Source organism: Paraburkholderia sp. CHISQ3 (assembly GCF_030464945.1).
In the GTDB taxonomy this organism is placed as follows: domain Bacteria; phylum Pseudomonadota; class Gammaproteobacteria; order Burkholderiales; family Burkholderiaceae; genus Paraburkholderia; species Paraburkholderia megapolitana.
Genome location: NZ_JALPRG010000007.1, coordinates 282,812 through 302,521 on the forward strand (window position 1 = coordinate 282,812; position 19,710 = coordinate 302,521).

18 protein-coding genes are annotated in these 19,710 nt (G+C 61.9%); 14 read left to right on the forward strand and 4 right to left on the reverse strand.

Annotated features, from left to right (window positions below; all coding sequences use genetic code 11):
* Positions 1-123 precede the first annotated feature (123 nt).
* Positions 124-609: an Lrp/AsnC family transcriptional regulator gene (locus M0D65_RS18750; RefSeq protein ID WP_266254014.1), complete on the forward strand. Its 486-nt coding sequence runs from the start codon at positions 124-126 to the stop codon at positions 607-609.
* Between the two features lie 94 nt (positions 610-703).
* A complete protein-coding gene (gene fabV / locus M0D65_RS18755) occupies positions 704-1,894 on the forward strand; it encodes an enoyl-ACP reductase FabV (RefSeq protein ID WP_266254015.1) in 1,191 nt (396 codons plus the stop codon).
* A gap of 36 nt (positions 1,895-1,930) precedes the next feature.
* Here fabV and M0D65_RS18760 read toward each other — a convergent pair whose 3' ends face one another.
* Positions 1,931-2,836: a LysR family transcriptional regulator gene (locus M0D65_RS18760; protein ID WP_091011682.1), complete on the reverse strand. Its 906-nt coding sequence runs from the start codon at positions 2,834-2,836 to the stop codon at positions 1,931-1,933.
* 82 nt (positions 2,837-2,918) lie between these two features.
* On the opposite strand from M0D65_RS18760, the gene M0D65_RS18765 reads away from it, so the two are divergent.
* Complete coding sequence (locus tag M0D65_RS18765; protein WP_266254016.1) at positions 2,919-3,680, forward strand: sulfite exporter TauE/SafE family protein; 762 nt, start codon at positions 2,919-2,921, stop codon at positions 3,678-3,680.
* Between the two features lie 137 nt (positions 3,681-3,817).
* Here the strand turns inward: M0D65_RS18765 and M0D65_RS18770 are convergent, their stop codons facing one another.
* Positions 3,818-4,462: a TetR/AcrR family transcriptional regulator gene (locus M0D65_RS18770; protein ID WP_266254017.1), complete on the reverse strand. Its 645-nt coding sequence runs from the start codon at positions 4,460-4,462 to the stop codon at positions 3,818-3,820.
* Positions 4,463-4,803: 341 nt separating this feature from the next.
* Here M0D65_RS18770 and M0D65_RS18775 point away from each other — a divergent pair, with 341 nt between their 5' ends.
* The 9 genes from M0D65_RS18775 (at position 4,804) to M0D65_RS18815 (ending at position 14,637) form a co-directional block, all read left to right on the forward strand.
* Positions 4,804-5,607 (forward strand): SDR family NAD(P)-dependent oxidoreductase, encoded by an 804-nt coding sequence (locus M0D65_RS18775; protein ID WP_266254018.1) that lies wholly within the window; start codon positions 4,804-4,806, stop codon positions 5,605-5,607.
* A 58-nt stretch (positions 5,608-5,665) separates the two neighbouring features.
* On the forward strand, positions 5,666-6,787 hold the full coding sequence (locus tag M0D65_RS18780; RefSeq protein ID WP_266254019.1) for a DUF5938 domain-containing protein: 1,122 nt from the start codon (positions 5,666-5,668) through the stop codon (positions 6,785-6,787).
* Between the two features lie 177 nt (positions 6,788-6,964).
* Positions 6,965-7,840, forward strand: a complete 876-nt coding sequence (locus tag M0D65_RS18785) for a transporter (RefSeq protein WP_266254020.1) — start codon at positions 6,965-6,967, stop codon at positions 7,838-7,840.
* Positions 7,841-7,856: 16 nt separating this feature from the next.
* On the forward strand, positions 7,857-9,038 hold the full coding sequence (locus tag M0D65_RS18790) for a lipid-transfer protein (RefSeq protein WP_266254021.1): 1,182 nt from the start codon (positions 7,857-7,859) through the stop codon (positions 9,036-9,038).
* A gap of 41 nt (positions 9,039-9,079) precedes the next feature.
* Complete coding sequence (locus M0D65_RS18795) at positions 9,080-9,223, forward strand: hypothetical protein (protein WP_266254022.1); 144 nt, start codon at positions 9,080-9,082, stop codon at positions 9,221-9,223.
* A complete protein-coding gene (locus M0D65_RS18800) occupies positions 9,220-11,106 on the forward strand; it encodes an acyl-CoA synthetase (RefSeq protein ID WP_266254023.1) in 1,887 nt (628 codons plus the stop codon). The genes M0D65_RS18795 and M0D65_RS18800 overlap by 4 nt, the downstream gene beginning before the upstream one ends.
* Positions 11,107-11,145: 39 nt before the next feature.
* On the forward strand, positions 11,146-12,963 hold the full coding sequence (locus M0D65_RS18805) for an alpha/beta fold hydrolase (RefSeq protein ID WP_266254024.1): 1,818 nt from the start codon (positions 11,146-11,148) through the stop codon (positions 12,961-12,963).
* Between the two features lie 7 nt (positions 12,964-12,970).
* On the forward strand, positions 12,971-13,813 hold the full coding sequence (phaZ, locus tag M0D65_RS18810; protein WP_266254025.1) for a poly(3-hydroxyalkanoate) depolymerase: 843 nt from the start codon (positions 12,971-12,973) through the stop codon (positions 13,811-13,813).
* Positions 13,813-14,637, forward strand: coding sequence for an SDR family NAD(P)-dependent oxidoreductase (locus M0D65_RS18815; RefSeq protein WP_177228275.1), 825 nt, complete (start codon positions 13,813-13,815; stop codon positions 14,635-14,637). Before phaZ ends, M0D65_RS18815 begins: the two co-directional genes overlap by 1 nt.
* Here the strand turns inward: M0D65_RS18815 and M0D65_RS18820 are convergent, their stop codons facing one another.
* Positions 14,638-15,777: an MFS transporter gene (locus M0D65_RS18820; RefSeq protein ID WP_266254026.1), complete on the reverse strand. Its 1,140-nt coding sequence runs from the start codon at positions 15,775-15,777 to the stop codon at positions 14,638-14,640.
* Positions 15,778-16,031: 254 nt separating this feature from the next.
* Between M0D65_RS18820 and M0D65_RS18825 the strand changes: the two genes are divergently transcribed.
* Positions 16,032-16,913 carry an AraC family transcriptional regulator gene (locus tag M0D65_RS18825; RefSeq protein WP_266254027.1) on the forward strand — a complete coding sequence of 294 codons (882 nt, stop codon included), beginning with the start codon at positions 16,032-16,034 and terminating at the stop codon, positions 16,911-16,913.
* 263 nt (positions 16,914-17,176) lie between these two features.
* Positions 17,177-18,211, forward strand: a complete 1,035-nt coding sequence (locus M0D65_RS18830; protein WP_266254028.1) for an SGNH/GDSL hydrolase family protein — start codon at positions 17,177-17,179, stop codon at positions 18,209-18,211.
* Positions 18,212-18,286: 75 nt separating this feature from the next.
* On the opposite strand, the gene M0D65_RS18835 is transcribed toward M0D65_RS18830, so the two are convergent.
* Positions 18,287-19,516, reverse strand: coding sequence for a lipase family protein (locus M0D65_RS18835; RefSeq protein ID WP_266254029.1), 1,230 nt, complete (start codon positions 19,514-19,516; stop codon positions 18,287-18,289).
* Positions 19,517-19,710 lie beyond the last annotated feature (194 nt).

Below are 19,710 nucleotides of genomic sequence, written 5' to 3' on the forward strand. Positions count from 1 at the left end.
GGCGATAGTAGAGTGCCCGATGAGAAATTTAATTTCATAATTTCTATAAAAATGAAACTAGACGTTCCGACAAAGTCATGATGAAATTTAATTTCATCCGAAACGACAGCGGGAGCCGACGAAGTGGCCATCTATCTGGACGACCTGGACCTGCGGATCCTCGCGATCCTGCAAACCGATTCGTCGGTCTCGAACCTTGAACTGGCGGGTCGTGTGCACGCGTCGCCGCCCACTTGTCTGCGCAGGGTGCGCAACCTCAAGGAAGCCGGAGTGATCGCGCGGCAGATCGCGGTGCTCGATCACGCGAAGATCGGCACGACGCTGATTGCGCTCGTCGAAGTAAGTCTTGACCGCCAGGCTGCGGAAGATCTCGACGCCTTCGAAACGTATATCTGCGCGGAGCCCGCGGTGACGCAATGCTATCGGGTGTCGCCAGGACCGGACTTCATTGTCGTCGCCGAGGTCGCCGATATGCCCGAATACGACGAACTCGCACGGCGGCTCTTTCGTGCCTCTTCGAATATTCGCAACGTGCGGACTTTTTTCTCGACGCATCGCGCGAAGTTCGAGGCGAATGCTCGCATTCGTGTGGAAGCGCGGGTGAGTTGAAGCAGCCGCGCTCGCCGCGGATCGTGTCATTTACAATGCTCGCCTGGCGGTGCACCGTGCTGCACTCATTGGGCATTTCATTACCGAGGTTGTCATGATCATCAAACCGCGCGTACGCGGCTTTATCTGTGTGACTACGCATCCCGTTGGCTGCGCAGCCAACGTCAAGGAGCAGGTCGATTACGTCACGGCCCAGGGGCCCATCGCGCATGGCGCGAAGAAGGTGCTGGTGATCGGTGCATCGACCGGTTACGGGCTCGCCGCACGCATTACCGCCGCCTTCGGCTGCGGTGCCGATACGCTAGGTGTGTTCTTCGAGCGCGCAGCGAGCGATGGCAAGCCAGGCAGCCCGGGCTGGTACAACACGGCCGCGTTCCAGCAACTGGCGGCGGCTAAAGGAATGTACGCAAAGAGCATCAACGGCGATGGCTTTTCCGATGCGATCAAGCAGCAGACGATCGATGTCATCAAACGCGATCTCGGTCAGGTCGATCAGGTGATCTACAGTCTCGCGGCGCCGCGGCGCACGCACCCCAAAACCGGCGAGGTGTTCAACTCGACGCTCAAGCCGATCGGCCGCGAAGTCAACGTACGCACGATCGATACCGACAAGGAAGCGATCAAGGAAAGCTTGCTGCAACCGGCGACGCAGCAGGAGATCGACAGTACGGTCGCGGTGATGGGCGGCGAGGACTGGCAGATGTGGATCGACGCGCTGCTCGAAGCCGGTGTGCTGGCCGACGGTGCGAAGACGACCGCCTTCACGTATATCGGCGAGAAGATCACGCACGATATCTACTGGGACGGTTCGATTGGTGCCGCAAAGAAAGACCTGGACCGTGCCGCGCTCGAGATTCGCAGCAAGCTCGCTGCGGTGAACGGCGATGCGCGTGTATCGGTGCTGAAGGCGGTGGTAACGCAAGCAAGTTCAGCGATTCCGATGATGCCGCTCTACCTGTCGCTGCTGTTCCGCGCGATGAAAGAGCAGGGCACGCACGAAGGCTGTATCGAGCAGGTCTACGGGCTGTACCGCGACAGTCTGTCCGGCCACGCGCCGCACATCGATCAGGACGGCCGCCTGCGTGCGGACTACAAGGAACTCGATCCCGCAGTGCAGGCACGCGTGCTGCAACTGTGGGACCAGGTAACAAGCGACAACCTCTACGAACTTACGGACTTCGCGGGCTACAAGCAGGAGTTCTTGCGGCTGTTCGGATTCGGGATCGAAGGGATCGACTACGAGGCCGATGTGGATCCCGACGTGGCGATTCGCGATCTGGTTTAGGTTCGAGCGGCGCTAACGTTTAACGGCGAGCGCGGCCTATGCCGGCTTGCCGTCCGGCGACGTGCCCGCATCCAGCAGATGCTGCACGAGCAACCCCGCTTGCGGCGTGAGCGCGGCGAAATCGCGGACACATAGATGAAGCTGGCGCGATGCCCATGGGTCGAGAATCGGCAGGACGGCAAGGCCTGGACGGCGTAGCTCGCCGACAAACGCTTTCGAGAGGATCGCGAGACCGATGCCCGCTTCGACGAACATCCCGACCTGCTCCACGTTTCTAAGCTGCACGCGATAGTTGATCTGACGGCCCAGGCGGGACGCCCGTTCCGCCAGATGGATTTCCAGCGCCGTGTCCTTGATCCCCACGAATGCTTCGTCGACGATGTCGGCAAACGCGACCCGTTCCTGTGACGCGATGCGATGGTCTTTGCCTGCGACGACCATGAGCTGGTCTTGCGCGATCAGATGGGTTTGCAGCATCGCGAGGTCCGCAATGTCTGCAACGATGCCGACGTCGGCGCGGCCTTCGGCGATCGCCAGCACGATCTCGTTGCTGGGGCGCTCGTCGAGGTCGACGGACAGGTCGGGGTAGGCGGCCAGAAAGCGGCGCAACTGCTGAGGCACGAACGCGGCGAGCGCCGCAGTATTCGACAGCAAACCGACGCGGCCCTTCAATCCCGTTGCGTACGCACGCAGCTCGCCGCGCATCTGCTCCACGTTGCCGAGAATCAGGCGGGCATGCCGGATCAGCGCTTCGCCGGCTGCGGTAGGGCGGATGCCCCGGCGGGTCCGTTCGAGCAACGGCGCACCGAGTGCGGATTCCATGCCGGAAATACGCTCGCTCACGGAGGCAAGCGCCAGGTTCATCGCCTGAGCGCCCTGGGTGAGGCTGCCGTGTTCGACCACGGTCAGGAATAAGCGCATGTCGGTGAGGTCGAATCGCATCGTCGATCCCTTCGGTTTTCGCGAAGTCTAGCATTGGAATTGCCAGATTGTGAAAGCCGATGTTTGTCCTTAGGATCGGCGCATGAACTCACTTTTACTCGTCGCTGGGGCTGGTTTTGTCGCTGGAGCCATGAATGCGCTCGCGGGCGGCGGCTCGTTCGTGAGCCTTCCCGCATTGATTTTTGCGGGTGTGCCATCGGTTCAGGCGAATGCATCGAGCACCGTCGCGTTGTTCCCCGGTGGCCTTGCGAGTGCATGGGCCTATCGCGATGGGCTCGGGCCGGTTGGTGCCGTTTCGCTGCGGCCGCTGCTGGTCATGACGTTGGCGGGCGGCGCGCTCGGTGCCGTCCTGTTGCTGTACACATCGCCGAAAGCCTTTAACTTCGTGCTTCCCTGGTTGCTTCTGCTCGCGAGCCTCGCGCTCGCGTTTGGGCGTCGCCTCGGCGAGCAGATGCGTAGCCGCTGGACGATCCGTCCGTCGGTTGTTCTGGCCGTGCAGTTCGCGCTCGGTATTTATGGCGGCTACTTCGGTGGCGCGGTCGGCATCATGATGATCGCCGTCTGGGGGCTGCTCGACAGCAGCGATCTGAAACGTCTGAGTGCGCCGCGCACGTTACTCGTCAGCGCGGCCAACTCGATGGCGGTACTGATCTTTATCGTCGCTCACGTCGTGCACTGGCCCGAGACGCTCGTCATGCTGGTCGCGGCGATCGCGGGCGGTTATGGCGGCGCGCAGATCGGTCGGCGCGCACCGGTGGCCATCATTCGCGCGGGGACCTTGTTGCTCACCGCATGCATCACGGTGGTTTTCTTCATCCGCGCTTATGCACCCGGCTGGTTGTGACTCGTAATGAGCAACGAGACGACGATGTCTTTATGAAAAGGAGAAGCTCATGCTCTCGGCTTTCATCGAAACGATTGGTGCGCTCGCCGTACTGGCGAGCATCATCGCGAAGATTGCGCGACTTCACCTCTCGGACGTCAGGCCAGCATCGGTAAAAGCGCACGCACCTCTTCGAGCAGACGCGCGATCGCATCCGGATCGTTCGACACGTGCCTTAGCAGGTGTTTCTGAAAGAGTCCGTCGAGCAGCGCATAGGCAGCGCCGGACGTGACAGTCGGCTGGCTGCCGCCGAGCTCCGCGTAGCGCGTGACGACATGCCAGACCATGTGTTCGAGACTCTCGTCGATCTCGTTCACGACCTCCCGGAACGATTCCTCGAACAGCGCCTGTGACCGCAGGTCGTACCAGAGGCAATGCATCTGCGGTTCATCGCGCATCGTTTCCGCGAGCTTCTCGAGAAAACCTTCCATCAGTTCTTCGCGGCTTTGCGCTTCGGTCGTGACGACGTCGTAGCGGGTGACGCACTTCGCCTTGAAGTAGCGAATGCTGCATCGGATGAGGTCGAGTTTGTCCGAGAAGTAGTAGTGAAGCACCGCATGCGTGAATTCGGATTTCTGCGCAATCTCGCGCAGGCTGGTTCTCGCGTAGCCCAGTTCGCCAAGCGTTTCCAGTGCTGCTTCGGCCAGTTCGACGCGCCGCGCTTCGTACTTGTCCGCCGGTAGTTGCCTGCCGCGCGGCCCGCGGCCCGTTCCATCCGCTTCGCTGTTTTCCCGCTGTGCCATCCCGCCTGTGCCCTCAGTAACTGTCGTCCGGCGTGCCGTACGGCTGCCGGTTTGCGCTCGTGCCTCATGCAACTGAGGTGACCGAGTCTGATGCGCCCGATTGTGCGTAGCAGCGAACCAATTGTCAAGAAAACACTAACCACTCGTAAAAAGTTAACTTGACATCTGTTTATAAATATCCAACCATTCGTTCAAAATAAACTTGCCAAGTGGTTAGATTTTCGGCGTTGTCCAGTAGGGCGAGGACGGCCGCCGTTATCCAGCGAGCGATCCCCGTTCGACGGATACCGGCTCGTCCCCGAATCGCGGCAGTACATAACGCAGACATCGGAGGAAGACACATGAAGAGCAAACGACTCGACGGGAGAAAGGCGCTGGTGACGGGCGGCGCACGCGGAATCGGCGCATCGATTGCCCAGGCCCTGGCGGATGCAGGTGCAGCGGTCGTGATCGGCGACGTCCTCGTGGACCTCGCGAAGGAGACTGCGGCGGGGCTCGCAAAAAGCGGTGTCGCGACCGGCTCGGTGCGGCTCGACGTGACCGACGACGCGCAATGGGAAAGCGCCGTTGCCTCGGTGGTCGCGCAACTCGGCGGCTTCGACATCCTGATCAACAACGCGGGCATCGAGATCACCTCGCTCGTGGCCGATCTGAAGGCCGAGGACATTCGCCGGATGTGCGACGTGAACATCGTCGGTGTCGGGCTCGGCATGAAGCACGCGTTCCGCAGCATGCGACCGGGTGGTGCGGCTGCGCAGGGCGGGTCGGTTGTCAACGTGTCGTCGGTCGCGGCGACCATCGCGTTTCCCGCCATCTCGGCCTATTCGGCGACGAAGTCCGCCGTCGATCGCATGACGCGGGTGGCGGCGATGGAAGCCGGCAAGCTCGGCTACGGCGTGCGCGTCAACTGCATCTACCCGGGGCTCATTCCCACCGACATGGGGATGAAGCTCGCCACTGACATCGTCGCCGTCGGTCTCGCGGCGGACGTCGAGGCGGCGGTTGCATCGGTGATTGCGCAGACGCCGCTTGGCCGGCTTGCGACGGTCGAGGAAGTCGCCGATGCGGTGGTGTTCCTGTGTTCCGACGACGCCCGCTTCATCACCGGGGCAGGCGTGCCCGTCGATGGCGGTATGGGCATGTAACGCCGCGCGACCGACTGGATATCCAGATCATTTTCTTCAACGTAGGTGGAGACAAGCAATGAGTGACAAGAGACCTGTCGTCGTTTACGGCGTGTCGGGATATACCGGGCGTCTGGTGTGCGAATACCTGCGCGAATACCACATCCCGTTCATTGCGGCCGGCCGTGACAAGGCGAAAGTGCAGGCGGTGGTCGAGAAGATTCCCGGCATCGAAACCGCCGACTACGAAGTGGTCGGCGTGGAGCACAACGTCGACGCGCTGACCGAGCTGTTCCACGGCGCCCGCTTCGTCAGCAACATGGTCGGTCCGTTCATCAAGTATGGCCCGGAGGCGGTGGAAGCTGCTCTTGCCGCAGGCTGCCACTACTCCGACACCACCGGCGAACAGGACTGGGTGATGCTTGCGAAGGAACGCTGGGGCGAAGCGTTCGCGCAAAAGAATCTGCTGCTTGCGCCGGGCATCGCGCATATGTACACGACCGGCGAGATTGCCGCCCAACTCTGCCTCGAAACACCAGGGCTCGATACGCTCGACATCCTCACGTTGTGGGGCGGCTTTCCGACCACGGCCTCGGTTGCGACCATCTTCACCATCCTCAAGGCGAAGTGGTATTACCTGGAGCAAAACCAGTACAAGGAGTGGTTGCTGTCGACGAAATTCGACGTCGTCATTCCCGGACAACATGGCATGGGGCTCGCGCTACCCTGGGGCGGTACGTCCCACCCGGTCTGGTTCAAGGACGATCCACGCGTCGCCAACGTCAAGGTATCGGCCGGCGTCTTCGCCCGCGAGGTGATGGAGGGTGTCATCGCGACGGTGAAACTGTACGAGGAGCAGATCAAGACCTTGCCCATGGATCAGCAGGAAGAGGCGCTCGCCAAGGTCGCCGCCTCGGTCCAGAGCGGCATGCCGCCGCGCGAGAACCCACGGGTCAACCGTTCGATCGATTCGGTCTATGCGTCCGGTCCACTCGGGCGCGCGCACTGCGTAATCCACGGCAACAGCAACTACAAACAGACGGGTCTCTTGCAGGCCTATGCCGCTTTGTCGTTGTTGCAGACAGCGCCGAAGAAAGTGGGCTTCGCTTCGGGCTGCCAGGCGTTCGGCCATCGCGAACTGCTGGGGCAATTGCGAAGTTTCGGCCTGGCGATGAAGCCGGTTCTGACGGTAGAGGACTGAAGTCTGAAGTCTGAAGTTGCAGGGGCGCAATTCACATTCGTGGGGCGCCCCGGTCCGATGCAGTAACAGGTCCATCGCATCGCAAGCGGCTCCGCCATGCGGTGACTCTCAAGACGAAAAAAATGACGCCCAGCGTCGGCTTGTTCACGCGTACAGGAACACCCCTCAGGAGGAGACATGGAAAAAAGAATATTGCGCTCGTTCGTTGTAATGGCTGGCTTTCTTGTCGCCGCAAAGTCCGCATCCGCCATCGACATCTATCCGGCCGACTATACGATTCTGCCGCCAGGCACGACGCTGGCATTGGGGTATCTCGGCTTCAAATCAAGCCACGAATTCAATCTCGATGGCGTGGGCGATGTGCCCGGATCGAGTCTTAACCAGACCATCGGCATTGCCCGTGTGCTGCACTACAGCCAGATCGCCGGCATCCCGGTCGCGTATCAGGTCTATCTGCCGTTTGCGAATCTGTCGAACTTCAAGGTTGGCGGAGCTTCACCGCAGACGAACAACGGGATGGGCGATATCACGTTCGGCTTCACCGCGTTTCTCGTGAACCGGCCCGATCCGGTTTACGGCACGACCGTCGGCATCACGCCGTATGTTTCATTGCCCACCGGCAAATACGACGTTAACCGTTCAGGGCCGGGCGCCGGCGCCGTGACGTTCACCCCGCAGCTCGGGGTCATCCAGGGGCTGGGCCATAACTTCTACTTCGACGGCGCGATCGATGTCGCCGTGCAGACCGGGCATAGCAACGCCGGGCAGCAGATCTCCGTGCATCCGTCCATCGAACTGCAAACCTACCTGCGCTACCAGATCTCGGCGGCTTCGTCGGTTTCGTTCGGCTACGCGGGTTATTTCGGCGGTAAGCAATACATCAACGATGCCTACAACGGACAGGAAACCAGTTCGAGCGAGCTACGTCTCTACGCGAGCCACATGCTCACGCCGACCTGGCAGGTCGCCGGTATGGTCGGCAAGGCGGTGGCGAACGAGGGCGGATTCAAGAACAGTTACAGCGTGCAGATCCGGGTAATGAAGATTTTCTAGATCAGGGAGGTCGAGGATGAGTCGTCGCGTCAACGTTATCGGTGTGGGAATGACGCCGTTCACAAAACCAGGCGCCAGTCCGCCGTATTACCAGATGGCTAGCGAGGCCGGCCGGCTCGCATTGAGCGACGCCGGCATTCTATACAACGCAGTGGACCAGGCCTATGCCGGCTACGTCTACGGGGACTCCACGTGCGGGCAGCGCGCCGTGTACGAACTTGGCCTGACCGGTATTCCCGTGGTTAACGTCAACAACAACTGCTCGACGGGATCGACTGCGCTCTGGCTCGCACGGCAGGCTGTGGAAAGCGGTGCAGCCGAATGCGTTCTGGTGCTCGGCTTCGAGCAGATGGCGCGCGGCGCGCTGGTATCGCAATTCGACGATCGGGAATCGCCGCTGAGCCGGCATGTTCAGGTGATCGACGAGGTGCAGGGCGCCTCGTCGGCGCCGCTGGCCGCGCAGATGTTCGGCGGTGCCGGGAGGGAATACATCGCCCGTCATGGGACGAAGAAAGAGACCTTCGGAATGATCTCGGTCAAGGCGCGCGAACACGCGCACAACAATCCCTATGCGCTCTTCAGGGAGAAACTGAGTCTCGACGAAGTCATGCAGTCGGCGGAGATATTCGATCCGTTGACGCGCTTTCAGTGCTGCCCTCCTACGTGCGGCGCGGGAAGCGCCGTACTGTGCTCGGATGAATTCGCGCGAGGGCATGGAATCGCGAATCCCGTCTACATTGCCGCGCAGTCGATGACGACCGACTACCCCAGCAGTTTCGAACCACCGTCGATGATCAAGATGGTCGGCTACGACATGTCGGCGCGCGCGGCACAGCAGGTATATGAGGCATCCGGCATTGGTCCCGACGACATCCAGGTGGTCGAGCTGCACGACTGCTTCACGGTCAACGAGTTGCTCACTTATGAAGCGATCGGCCTGTGCCCGGAAGGCGCGGGAGAGCAATTCGTCTGGGACGGCGCCAATACATACGGCGGAAAGATCGTGACCAACCCATCGGGCGGGCTGCTTTCCAAAGGCCACCCGCTAGGGGCCACGGGTCTCGCGCAATGTACCGAACTGGTCCGGCAGTTGCGTGGTGAAGCGGGCCCAAGGCAGGTCGACGGGGCGCGCATCGGGCTACAACACAACATCGGCATTGGCGGCGCATGCGTCGTGACGTTGTATCGCCGCGATTGATGGGCGCCGAGCTGAACGTTCAGAAAAGAGGAGTGAGGAACATGATCGATCGACACGAACGACACGCACAAGAAGCGGGCTTTGCAAACGGTGGACAGCGCATCGGCTTTGGCCGCCGTAGCGTGCGACGCGGCGACGCGCTATCGCCGCCCACGATCGCGATCGCGAACGGTGCGCCGCAATGAGTTCCTTCGGCCCCTCTCTTCGCGACCAGAGCGACGTCGATGCCCTGGAGCGCACACCGCTCGTCGAGCGCCTGGAGTTTCCGATATCGAGCTACGCGGCGATCGTTCGCCAGGCCGCGCGCACGCCGCGGAGCATCGCGATCACGTTCGTGCCGACCGGTGACTCCAACGACGGCGAGCAACGCTACGACTACATGACGCTATCGACCCGTGTCACGCAGGTAGCCAATGCGCTGCATGGCCTGGGCATCCGGCGCGAAGATGTCGTCTCCTACATGCTGCCCAATCTGCCGGAAACCCACTTCGTGCTGTGGGGCGCCGAGGCCGCCGGGATCGTGAATCCGATCAACCCGTTTCTGGAGGTCGATCATATCGTCGGCATCCTGAACGCCGCGGGCACGCGCGTGCTCGTCGCACAAGGGCGCCAGGCGGCACCAGGTATCTGGGAGAAGGTCGAAGCCCTACGCACGCAGGTGCCGACCTTGACGACGATCATCCGCGTGGGCGGGACCGATGTCTGTCCCGACTGGGCACAGGACTTCGATACGTTGCTCACCAGGCAGGCGGATAAGCCGATATTCACACCGCCTGCCGCCGATGGCAGCGACGTCGCGTCGTATTTTCACACCGGCGGCACGACCGGGACACCAAAGCTCGCGCGTCGCACGCACTTTAACGAATCGGCGAACGCCTGGGCGGTGGCGTGCGCAGTCGATCTGGGGCCGCAAGACCCCGTGCTATGCGGCCTACCACTGTTTCATTCGAATGCAATGATGGTGACCGGTCTTGCGCCATTCAGCGTCGGCGCACACGTGGTGTTGCTGTCCGACAGCGGCTATCGCAATCCAAAGACGCAGAGCGCTTTCTGGCGATCGGTGCAGCGCTACCGCGCGACACTGTTCAGCGCGGTGCCCACCGTGCTGTCCGCGCTGCTCAACGTAGCGCGCGACGGCGTCGACCTCAGGTCGTTGCGCTTTGCGATCTGCGGCGCCGCGCCGCTGTCGCCCGAATTGTTCCAGCGGTTCGAACGCGCGTCGGGTCTGAAACTGCTCGAGGGCTACGGCATGACCGAGGCGACCTGCGTGAGCTCGATCAATCCGCGCGACGGCGAGCGGCGCATCGGCTCGATCGGTCTGCGGCTGCCGTACCAGGAAATCAGGATCGTCGATCTCGGCAGCAACGGCGAGATCGTCCGCGAATGCGAGGTGGACGAGATCGGCACGTTGCTGCTGCGCGGTCCGTATGTGTTCTCCGGTTACGTCAAAGCCAGCGACAACAAGGGGGTATGTCTCGAAGACGGCTGGCTGAACACGGGCGACCTGGGGCGGCGCGATGCGAGCGGCTATTTCTGGCTGACGGGCCGTGCCAAGGATTTGATCATCAGGGGCGGCCACAACATCGATCCCGCGATGATCGAGGAAGGCTTGATGCGCCATCCGGCGGTGGAGATTGCTGCCGCAGTCGGCATACCCGACGGGCATGCGGGAGAGCTACCCATTGCCTACGTCACGTTGCGTGCCGGCGCGAGCGTCAGTGCCGGGGAATTACTTGCACATGCACGCAGCGCGATTACCGAACGCGCGGCCGTGCCGGTTCACGTGCAAGTGCTCGATGCCATGCCGTTGACGGCCGTCAACAAGATCTTCAAGCCCGCATTACGCGAAAAGGCGATTGCCAAGGCATTGATCGACACCGTTCATCGCGTATGCGGAGACACGGCGAAAGTCGACGTCGAGATCCGGCCGCATCCAAAACTCGGACTGGAATCGCATGTGAGCGTCGTGCTCGCGAGCAGCGCGGAGCGGGATGCGTTGATTGCGCAGACCGAAGCGGAATTCGGCCGGCTTCCGGTGCATTGGGTGGCTCGATGGTCTACCGCCTGATCGGCAAACATACATCGGCGTAGAAACAGGAGAGACAAGATGACCAGGGCAAGGTCGCCTGAAGGTGACCGCAAAGTCAACGCCGCAGGCAAAGCCGGCAGCGCACGGAGTGATGGCGCCGCAAACGGTGCGAGTGGCAGGCCGGAACAGGTAGCCGGATCGGCGAGTGCGAAGCAGGCGGAAGGCGTCGAGCGTACCGCGGATAACGTGCTCGGCCAGAATCTTCTCGGAGACTTCCTGCCGTCCGACCTCTGGCTGACGGCGAGCAAACTCACGGGGCGCGCGATCACGCAGCCGTTCGGATTGCTCAGAGCGACGATGGGCTTTTGGGGGACGCTCGGTCAGATGGTTGCAGGCGAGTCGCGACTTGCCACGGAACCGGGCGATCGCCGCTTTTCAGACGATGCCTGGGAGCACAGCACGCTCTACGCGAGCCTGCTTCAGACGTACCTCGCGTTGCGCAAATCGATGACGAACTACGCGCAGATCGCGGACCTCGACGAGCGTGCGCGATTCCTCCTGAACCAGATCGGGGACGCGGTGGCGCCGAGCAATTTTCTGCTGGGCAATCCCGGCGCGCTGCGTCGGGCGAGACAAACCTGGGGCCTCAGCGTCGTGAAAGGAGTCGGCAACCTGCTTGGCGACATCCGCAAGCGTCGACCTGTTCCGTCGCAGGTGGACGAAGGTGCCTTCGAGGTAGGTGGCAACCTCGCGGTGACACCGGGCTCGGTCGTGCTGCGAACCGAGATGTTCGAACTGATCCAGTACGCGCCGCAAACGCCGCAGGTACATCGCCGCCCGCTGCTCGTGGTGCCGTCTATCGTCAACAAGTACTACATCTTCGATCTCGCACCGAAGCGCAGCATCCTCGAGTACTACGTGCAGCAGGGTTTCACGGTGTTCGTGATGGTGTGGCGCAATCCGCAGCGCCGTCATGATCGCTGGGGCATGCCCGAGTACCAGGATTCAATCGACACCGCGATCGACACGAGCCGCGCGATTACCGGCTCGGACGACGTGAACCTGTGGGCCGTGTGCGGAGCGGGGCCGGTCGCGGTGTCGATGGCCGGCTATTACGCGGCGACGCAACAGCGCAAGATCAACAGTCTGCTGCTCGTGGTTTCTCCGCTCGACATGACGGCGATGTCAGGTGCACCGACGATCGGTGCGCTGATGGACACAGGGGCTCAAGGAAAGCGCAGCGATGGCGTCGTGAGGAAAACGCTGCGCAACCGGCGCATCAGCGCAAAGGAATTCACGGTCCTGTTCGCGATGCTGCGTTCGAACGAGTTGATCTGGAATTACTGGGTCAGCAACTACCTGATGGGCGAAACGCCGTCCGCTTTCGACGTGATGTACTGGAACGGCGACGGTACCGGCATGACGGCTCAGTTCAATCACGACTTCAGCGAGTTCGTCGAACGGAACCCCTTCGTTACAACGGGGGCGATGAAGGTGCGGAACACGCCGATCGCCGGTCTCGCCGAACTCGATATCGACAGTTACGTGCTCGGCGCAAAGAACGACCACCTCTGCATCTGGCAAAGCGTTTACCGCAGTGCGCAGCTGTTCGGTTCTCGCAGTCAGTTCGTGCTGGGCAACAGCGGCCACGTGCAGACCATCGTGTGTCCGCCGGACAACCCGAAGGCCAGCTTCTCCACCGGCGACGATCTGTCCGGCACCGCGGAGGAATGGCTCGAGCGATCGACGCGTCACGCCGGAAGCTGGTGGGATCACGGCGTCGCGTGGACGCGCGAGCGCGCGGGTCCGCTTATCGATGCGCCGTTGCAGCAGGGCAACGCCGGGTTTCCGCCGCTATGCGCGGCACCCGGCACCTACGTCCATGAACGGGGTTAGAAACTGCATGAGTACACATACGGCAAGACTGGTTCGCAATACGTCATCAAGGACGATGGAAATCCAGCAAGTCGACGTCTACGGAACGACTGTGCGTGTAGCAGTGTGGCCGGGTGACCGGGCACATACGCCACTGGTCCTGTTCAACGGGATCGGGGCCAGTCTGGAGTTGCTGCTGCCGTTTGCCGACGCGATGGACGACGTCGAGGTGATCGCCTTCGATGTCCCCGGTGTAGGAGAGTCGTCGCAAGCACCGGTCCCTTACCGGTTATGGATGCTGTCGATGCTGGCCGGCAAGCTGTTGACGCAGCTCGGGTATCGCACGGTCGACGTGCTCGGGGTGTCGTGGGGCGGCGCGCTCGCGCAGCAGTTTGCGTTGCAGAATCCGCGGCGCTGCCGCCGTCTCGTGCTGGCCGCAACCTCGCAGGGCGTGTTGATGGTGCCCGGTAAGTTGTCGGTGCTGGCCAGCTTGCTCACGCCACGCCGGCATAACGATCCCGCTTATCGCGATGCGATAGCCGGTGAAATCTACGGCGGCAAGGCACGTCATAGCGCCACTTCGTTGCACGAATTCCGCAAGACCAGTAAGCGCGGTTATCTGCTGCAGCAGGTCGCGATTGCCGGCTGGACCAGCTTGCCGTGGCTGCCGCTGTTGCAGCAACGCACATTGATTCTGGCCGGCAACGACGATCCGATCATCCCGCTCGCGAATGCCCGCCTGTTGAATCGCCTGATTCCCCGTAGCCGGCTGCACGTGTTCGACGACGGCCATCTGTTCCTGATTTCCGATGCGCTCGAAGCCGGTCGGATCGTCAGGGAATTTCTGCTTTCGCCTCAAGGAGCGTTGTGATGAAGAAACTGGAAGGGAAAGTCGCACTTGTCACGGGCTCGGGTCGCGGCATTGGGCGCGAGATTGCACTGAAGCTTGCGGCCGACGGCGCACGTGTCGTGGTCAACGATCTCGATGCGACTTTCGCCGGCGAGACGGTCGCAGCCATTCGCGATGCCGGCTCCGATGCATTCGCCTGCATGGGCAGCGTCACCGATGCGGATTTCGGCGAGCGCTTCGTGCGGAGCGCGGTCGATACCTTCGGTGGTGTCGACATCATCGTCAACAACGCCGGCTACACCTGGGACAGCGTGATCCAGAAGATGACCGACGAGCAGTGGTACGCGATGATCGACGTCCATATGACCGCGCCGTTTCGCATCCTTCGCGCAGCCGCCGATTTCATTCGTCAGGCTGCGAAAAAAGAAGCGGACGAAGGTCGCGAGGTGTTCCGCAAGGTCGTCAACATTTCGTCGCTGGCCGGTGTGGGCGGCAATACAGGCCAGCTCGGCTACGGCGCGGCCAAGGCAGGGGTCAACGGGATGACGCGTGTGATGGCCAAGGAGTGGGGGCGTTTCAAGGTCAACGTGAACAGTGTGGCATTTGGTTTGATTCGTACGCGTCTGACCGAAGCGGCGGCGGGCACGGGTGCGATCCAGATCGAAGGTCGGGAAATCAAGGTTGGGGTGAATCCCGATGTGATGAAGAACATGGAAAGCGGCATTCCGCTGGGACGCGGCGGCACACCCGAGGAAGCCGCTGGGGCGGTCTATCTGTTCTGCATTCCGGAATCGAACTACATCAGCGGTCAGGTGGTGGTGTGCAGCGGTGGGTTCATGTTTTGATCAGCCCCGCTGTGCCCGTGCTAACCTGCGTGCGCCTGCGGCATGCACCAGCAGTGCGACAGACACAAACCCGCCACTGATCGCACAAACCGCCGGCCAGCCCGCCATTTGCCACGCGAGCGTCGCACCCGCCGAACCCAGCGCTGCACCGAGAAACATGCCACCCATGAAAATCGTATTCATACGGTTGCGCGCTTCCGGCCGCAGCGCGTAGATCACGTGCTGGTTCGACACGAGCGCGCTCTGCTGGCCGAAGTCCAGCAGAATCACACCCGCGATCAAACCCGCGATGCTCCCCCAGCACGCAAAGACGATCCACGACACGAGCATCACGACGCAGCTCAGACCGATCACCGCATAGGGGCCACGGCGATCCGCGAAACGGCCGGCGATCGGTGCGATCAGCACGCCGCCCGCGCCGATGATGCCGAACAGCCCGGCCACTTCCGCACCAAGCTGATAGTCGCGCGCGAGGTGCAGGGTGAGTAGGGTCCAGAACGCACTGAACGAAGCGAACATCATCGCTTGCACCGCGGTGGCACGGCGCAACTCGGGCTCTTCGCGCCACAGGTCCGTGAGCGAGCGCAGCAGTTCGCTATAGGGTGCGCGGGTTTTCGGGGCGGATTTCGGCAGCACGGTGGCGAGCAACAACAGCGCACCGAAGACGAGCAACGGGCCCAACCCGAACATGGCGCGCCAGCCGTAATGCGCCGCGACAAAACCCGCTAGCGTGCGCGCAAACAGAATGCCGCATAACAGACCGCTCATGACCGTACCGATGGTCGCGCCTCGACGATGCGGTTCGGCGAGTTCCGCGGCGAACGGAACGATCTGCTGCGCAACCGTCGACAGAACGCCCACCAGTGCGGACGTTGCCACCAGGGCCCACGCGTTCGGTGCCAGCGCGAGTGCGACGAGCGCAACACCGAGTGCCGCGAGCTGCAAAAAGATCAGGCGCCGGCGTTCGAACCGGTCGCCGAGCGGTATCAGCAGGATCAGCCCTAGCGCATAGCCGAGCTGGGTGGCGGTAGGGACAAGGCTTGTTATGGCCGTGGCGCCCGGAAAACTGGCCTCCATGAGGCCGAGCATCGGCTGGTTGTAGTAGATGTTCGCGATTGCGATGCCGCAGGCAATTGCCATGGCCAGGGTGGTCCGCAAGTCGAGCGAAACGGCGGGGCTGTGGGGTTGAACGGAGAGTCTCGATGGGTCGGTATTCATTGGTAGAGCGGTGGACTGGCGGTGCATGGCGCACGAAACATGATCGGCACGTGATTCCCGACGTGTGTCGGGTCGAATCACGCCGATCGGCGGTTTCGCTATCATGTGACGAGCCCGCGCGTGCCGCTGTCGAAGAACGGCACCGAATAGCATGTTCTGGAACAAAGGAAACCACGATGCAGCAGTCCCTCTCGCACGGCATCGACGAGATGACGTACTTCAGCGCGCAGGCCGAGCGCGACGGGCATCGTCTGGTCGATACGGTTGAATCTGCAGGCATTCATGTGCAGCGCTATGACTGCCAGCCTGGCGGATGGAGCCACGTCCCCATCGGCTGGGTGCGCGTCGCCATTCAGGAAGCCGCATCCCCGCGGATGATCAGGAAGCTCGGCAAGCGCAGCGAAAGCGGTTTTCGTTCGTGCGGACAGATTTCGATCAGCCCCGCGGATGTCGAGCAGCGTTGGTCATGGGATCGCGCGATGCGGTTGACGCTGCTGTTCGTGCGGCCACACTGGCTGGAGACGCTGACCGATGGTCGTCCGTTCACGCTGCATATGCCGCTTGCTGTTCACGATCCAGTGTTGACCAGCGCCGTGCACGGATTGATCGATACCGCGAGCACGGGGCATCCGCTTGCGCGTGCGCTGACCGATGCAGCAGGTACCTATCTCGCAGCGCATCTGTTGACGCGCTATGACGCGACGAACGAGGCTACCGCACGGCCGGCGCGCATGGCCGACTGGCAGCTCAAGCGTGTGCTCGATTTCATGAAAGCCCGTATCGGCGAACCCACGAATCTGACCGACATGGCCACGGAGATCGGCATGTCGGCACATTATTTCTGCCGCGCGTTTCGCATGACGATGGGCGTTTCGCCTTACCAGTTCATGCTCGCGCAACGCATCGAGCTGGCGAAGACGCGGTTGCTGTCCGGCGAACAGGACTTGTCGTCGCTCGCCGTGGAGCTGGGCTTTTCGAGTCACTCACATTTCAGCAGCACGTTTCGGCGGGTGACGGGTAGTACGCCGAGCGGTTATCGGTTGGCGAGACGTTGTTAGGTGCTGAAACACGCTTCCCTACGTAAAACGCAAAAGCTAACAGGAGGAGATGAATGTCCATGCACAAGTTATTGAAGGCGACCTCGGCAGTTGTCGTTTCGATGTTGCTGGGATTTACCACTCTGGCCGGAGCGCAATCGGCGTCGACCAGCCAGGCCCATTGGGTCGGAAGCTGGGGGGCTTCTCCTGCTTTTCCTAACGGCCCTGAAGTCACGAGGCAAACCATACGCCAGGTTGTGCGTTTATCGATTGGCGGACGCGCAGTGCGAGTTCGTTTTAGCAATGAGTTGGGCACCGCTCCGCTGGTCATTGAATCCGCTCATCTTGCGCGACCAGGGCAGACGCCGGGAACGATCGATCCATCCACCGACCTTCATCTGACGTTCGGCGGACGACCGTCCATCACGATACCGGTCGGTGCACCGGCGCTGAGCGATCCAGTCAACCTCGATGTGAAGGCGCTGGACAGTCTGTCGGTCAGTATTTATGTGTCGAGCGATACCGGCCCTGCTGCGACGCATCCCCTTGGCCAGGCCACCACCTATATGTCAGGTGGCGCCGATTCGACTACCGCAGTTGTCTTGCCACAAGCGACCACCAGCACCGCACGATTTTTCATTAGCGGCATCGAGATCGACGCGCCCAATATCGGCGCGGTGGTGACGCTTGGCGATTCCATCACCGATGGCTACGGCTCGACGATCGATGCTAACCGCCGTTGGCCGGACGTGCTCGCACAGCGTCTCGTGGATGCGCACATTCCGCTCGGCGTGGTAGATGCGGGCATTAGCGGCAACCGTGTCCTGCACGATCTGCCCGAGGTGCAATTCGGCCCGGCGGCGCTTGCGCGTTTCGATCGCGACGTGCTGTCGGTGCCCGGTGTTCGAACCGTCATCCTGATGGAATCGATCAACGATATCGGTCATCCGGGCTCGGCGGGTCTTCCGGACCAGGCCGTTACCGCCGATGACATCACGGCCGCCATGCATCAACTGGTCGATCGCGCGCATGCGCACGGAATCCGGATATTGGGCGCTACGCTCACGCCGTATGCCGGCACGATATTCCCCGGCTATTTCACGAAGGAAGGCGAGGTCGAGCGTCAGGCGGTGAATCGATGGATCCGGGAAAGTGGCGCGTTCGACGGTGTGATCGATTTCGACGCCGTAGTGCGTGATCCGGCGCGTCCCGATCACATTGCCGCCGAATACGATTTCGGCGACCACCTGCATCCGAACGACGCGGGGTATCGCAAGATGGGTGAAGCGATCCGGTTGTCGACGTTGACCGGGAGGTAAGGTCGTCGTCCGGAAGCTTTGCGGCTAAAACGACAAGGCCGGCGTGAAGCCGGCCTTGTCGTTTCATCCATTCCGCTAAGGCTTTGGCAAGGCGTCGCAATTGCCGCTGATACGCTCGCCCGCAAATGCCCTCGCGACAAACTGCGTCGAATCGGGCAGCGATCCGTTCACCGTTCCCGAGTGATCGAGCTCCGGATAGTAATGCCACTCGATCCGATCGCCTGCCTTGCATGCTCCAGCGACGAGCGCAACCTGTCCCGGCACGAACACATCGAGATCCTTGCCACCCGTTCCGACGAAGATCGGGATATCCGATTGCAGCGACGGATAGGCGGCTTCACGACTGATCGCAGCGAGCGCCGCCTTGGGCGAACGCTTGAAGCTCGTGTCGAACGTGAGTCCGTCGGCGACGATCTTTTGTTCGATGGCATGCAGGCATTCGCGCTGACTGATTTCGAATGCCGGCATTGCGCGGTCGTTCAGATAATCGGCGGGAACGAACGATGGGTCGCGTAACGCAGCAGTGCTAAGCCGCAACATGTCGTACGCGAAGGTCGGAACCACTGATTTGTGCGCGTTGGCGATTTCCGCATCGTCGGCGCGCTCGTGAGGGGCCGCGTACGGCGTGCCGGTCGAGACCACACCGACAATCTCCAGTTCGGGCGCATAGTCCTTCGCATAGACGGCCGTCGCGAATGCCGCGCGACCGCCTTGCGATTGCCCGAACACCACGACGCGCTTCGACAGATCGAAGCTGCCATGCGTCACTGCCCGGATGCTGTCGAGCACGCCGTATGCGAGCGGACGGGTCAACCCATACGGATGCAGCCCCGGTGTGCCAAGGCCCTGGTAGTCGGTTGCGACGATCGCGTAGCCCTGTGCGAGCCAGTGGTTCAGATAGCGGGTATCGCGTGCGCTGCGTTTGGTGAACGAGGGTGCACATACGTCGGCGCTGCCGACCGTGCCGTGCGCCCATGCCATCAATGGCCAGCCGCCTGAAGGCGCCGTGCCTTTCGGCAGAAACAGTGCGCCGGATACGACGATCGGCGTGCGATTGTCGATACCGTCAGTCGATGTGTAGAGGATGCGAATGTCCTGTCCGGCTTCGGCAAGACTTTGCTCGGCTGTTAGCGGCTCGCTGCGCAGCATCTGTCCTGGCGCTGCCGGCACCTTGTCGGTCCAGTTGTAGAACGCGGGGACACCGCCGTCGCCCGGGACGGACGATGCTTCGGCGAATACCGCCGGGGTGACAAATGCCGCCACTGTAGCCAGCATGAAGAGTCGTGTGAATTTTGCCCGGAACATCGTGAGGTTTCCTTGGCTTCGAGGTGGCGTCGAATGACTGGGTGTTTGCCGCACGACGTGGAGATCGGGGAGAGCGATATCGACGGCGGGTTTGATTCTACAACCTCGTTACGCTCGACCACGATGCGACGCGGGGTTCGAGTGTTGAGCTCGAACCCCGCGGGTGTTACCGGAAAGGAAGCGGCTGTGCGCCG

Coding starts and splice junctions, on each gene's coding strand:
- fabV (WP_266254015.1), top strand. CDS start 704: ATGATCATCAAACCGCGCGTACGCGGCTTTATCTGTGTGACTACGCAT.
- M0D65_RS18760 (WP_091011682.1), bottom strand. CDS start 2,836: ATGCGATTCGACCTCACCGACATGCGCTTATTCCTGACCGTGGTCGAA.
- M0D65_RS18765 (WP_266254016.1), top strand. CDS start 2,919: ATGAACTCACTTTTACTCGTCGCTGGGGCTGGTTTTGTCGCTGGAGCC.
- M0D65_RS18770 (WP_266254017.1), bottom strand. CDS start 4,462: ATGGCACAGCGGGAAAACAGCGAAGCGGATGGAACGGGCCGCGGGCCG.
- M0D65_RS18775 (WP_266254018.1), top strand. CDS start 4,804: ATGAAGAGCAAACGACTCGACGGGAGAAAGGCGCTGGTGACGGGCGGC.
- M0D65_RS18780 (WP_266254019.1), top strand. CDS start 5,666: ATGAGTGACAAGAGACCTGTCGTCGTTTACGGCGTGTCGGGATATACC.
- M0D65_RS18785 (WP_266254020.1), top strand. CDS start 6,965: ATGGAAAAAAGAATATTGCGCTCGTTCGTTGTAATGGCTGGCTTTCTT.
- M0D65_RS18790 (WP_266254021.1), top strand. CDS start 7,857: ATGAGTCGTCGCGTCAACGTTATCGGTGTGGGAATGACGCCGTTCACA.
- M0D65_RS18795 (WP_266254022.1), top strand. CDS start 9,080: ATGATCGATCGACACGAACGACACGCACAAGAAGCGGGCTTTGCAAAC.
- M0D65_RS18800 (WP_266254023.1), top strand. CDS start 9,220: ATGAGTTCCTTCGGCCCCTCTCTTCGCGACCAGAGCGACGTCGATGCC.
- M0D65_RS18805 (WP_266254024.1), top strand. CDS start 11,146: ATGACCAGGGCAAGGTCGCCTGAAGGTGACCGCAAAGTCAACGCCGCA.
- phaZ (WP_266254025.1), top strand. CDS start 12,971: ATGAGTACACATACGGCAAGACTGGTTCGCAATACGTCATCAAGGACG.
- M0D65_RS18815 (WP_177228275.1), top strand. CDS start 13,813: ATGAAGAAACTGGAAGGGAAAGTCGCACTTGTCACGGGCTCGGGTCGC.
- M0D65_RS18820 (WP_266254026.1), bottom strand. CDS start 15,777: ATGGCAATTGCCTGCGGCATCGCAATCGCGAACATCTACTACAACCAG.
- M0D65_RS18825 (WP_266254027.1), top strand. CDS start 16,032: ATGCAGCAGTCCCTCTCGCACGGCATCGACGAGATGACGTACTTCAGC.
- M0D65_RS18835 (WP_266254029.1), bottom strand. CDS start 19,516: ATGTTCCGGGCAAAATTCACACGACTCTTCATGCTGGCTACAGTGGCG.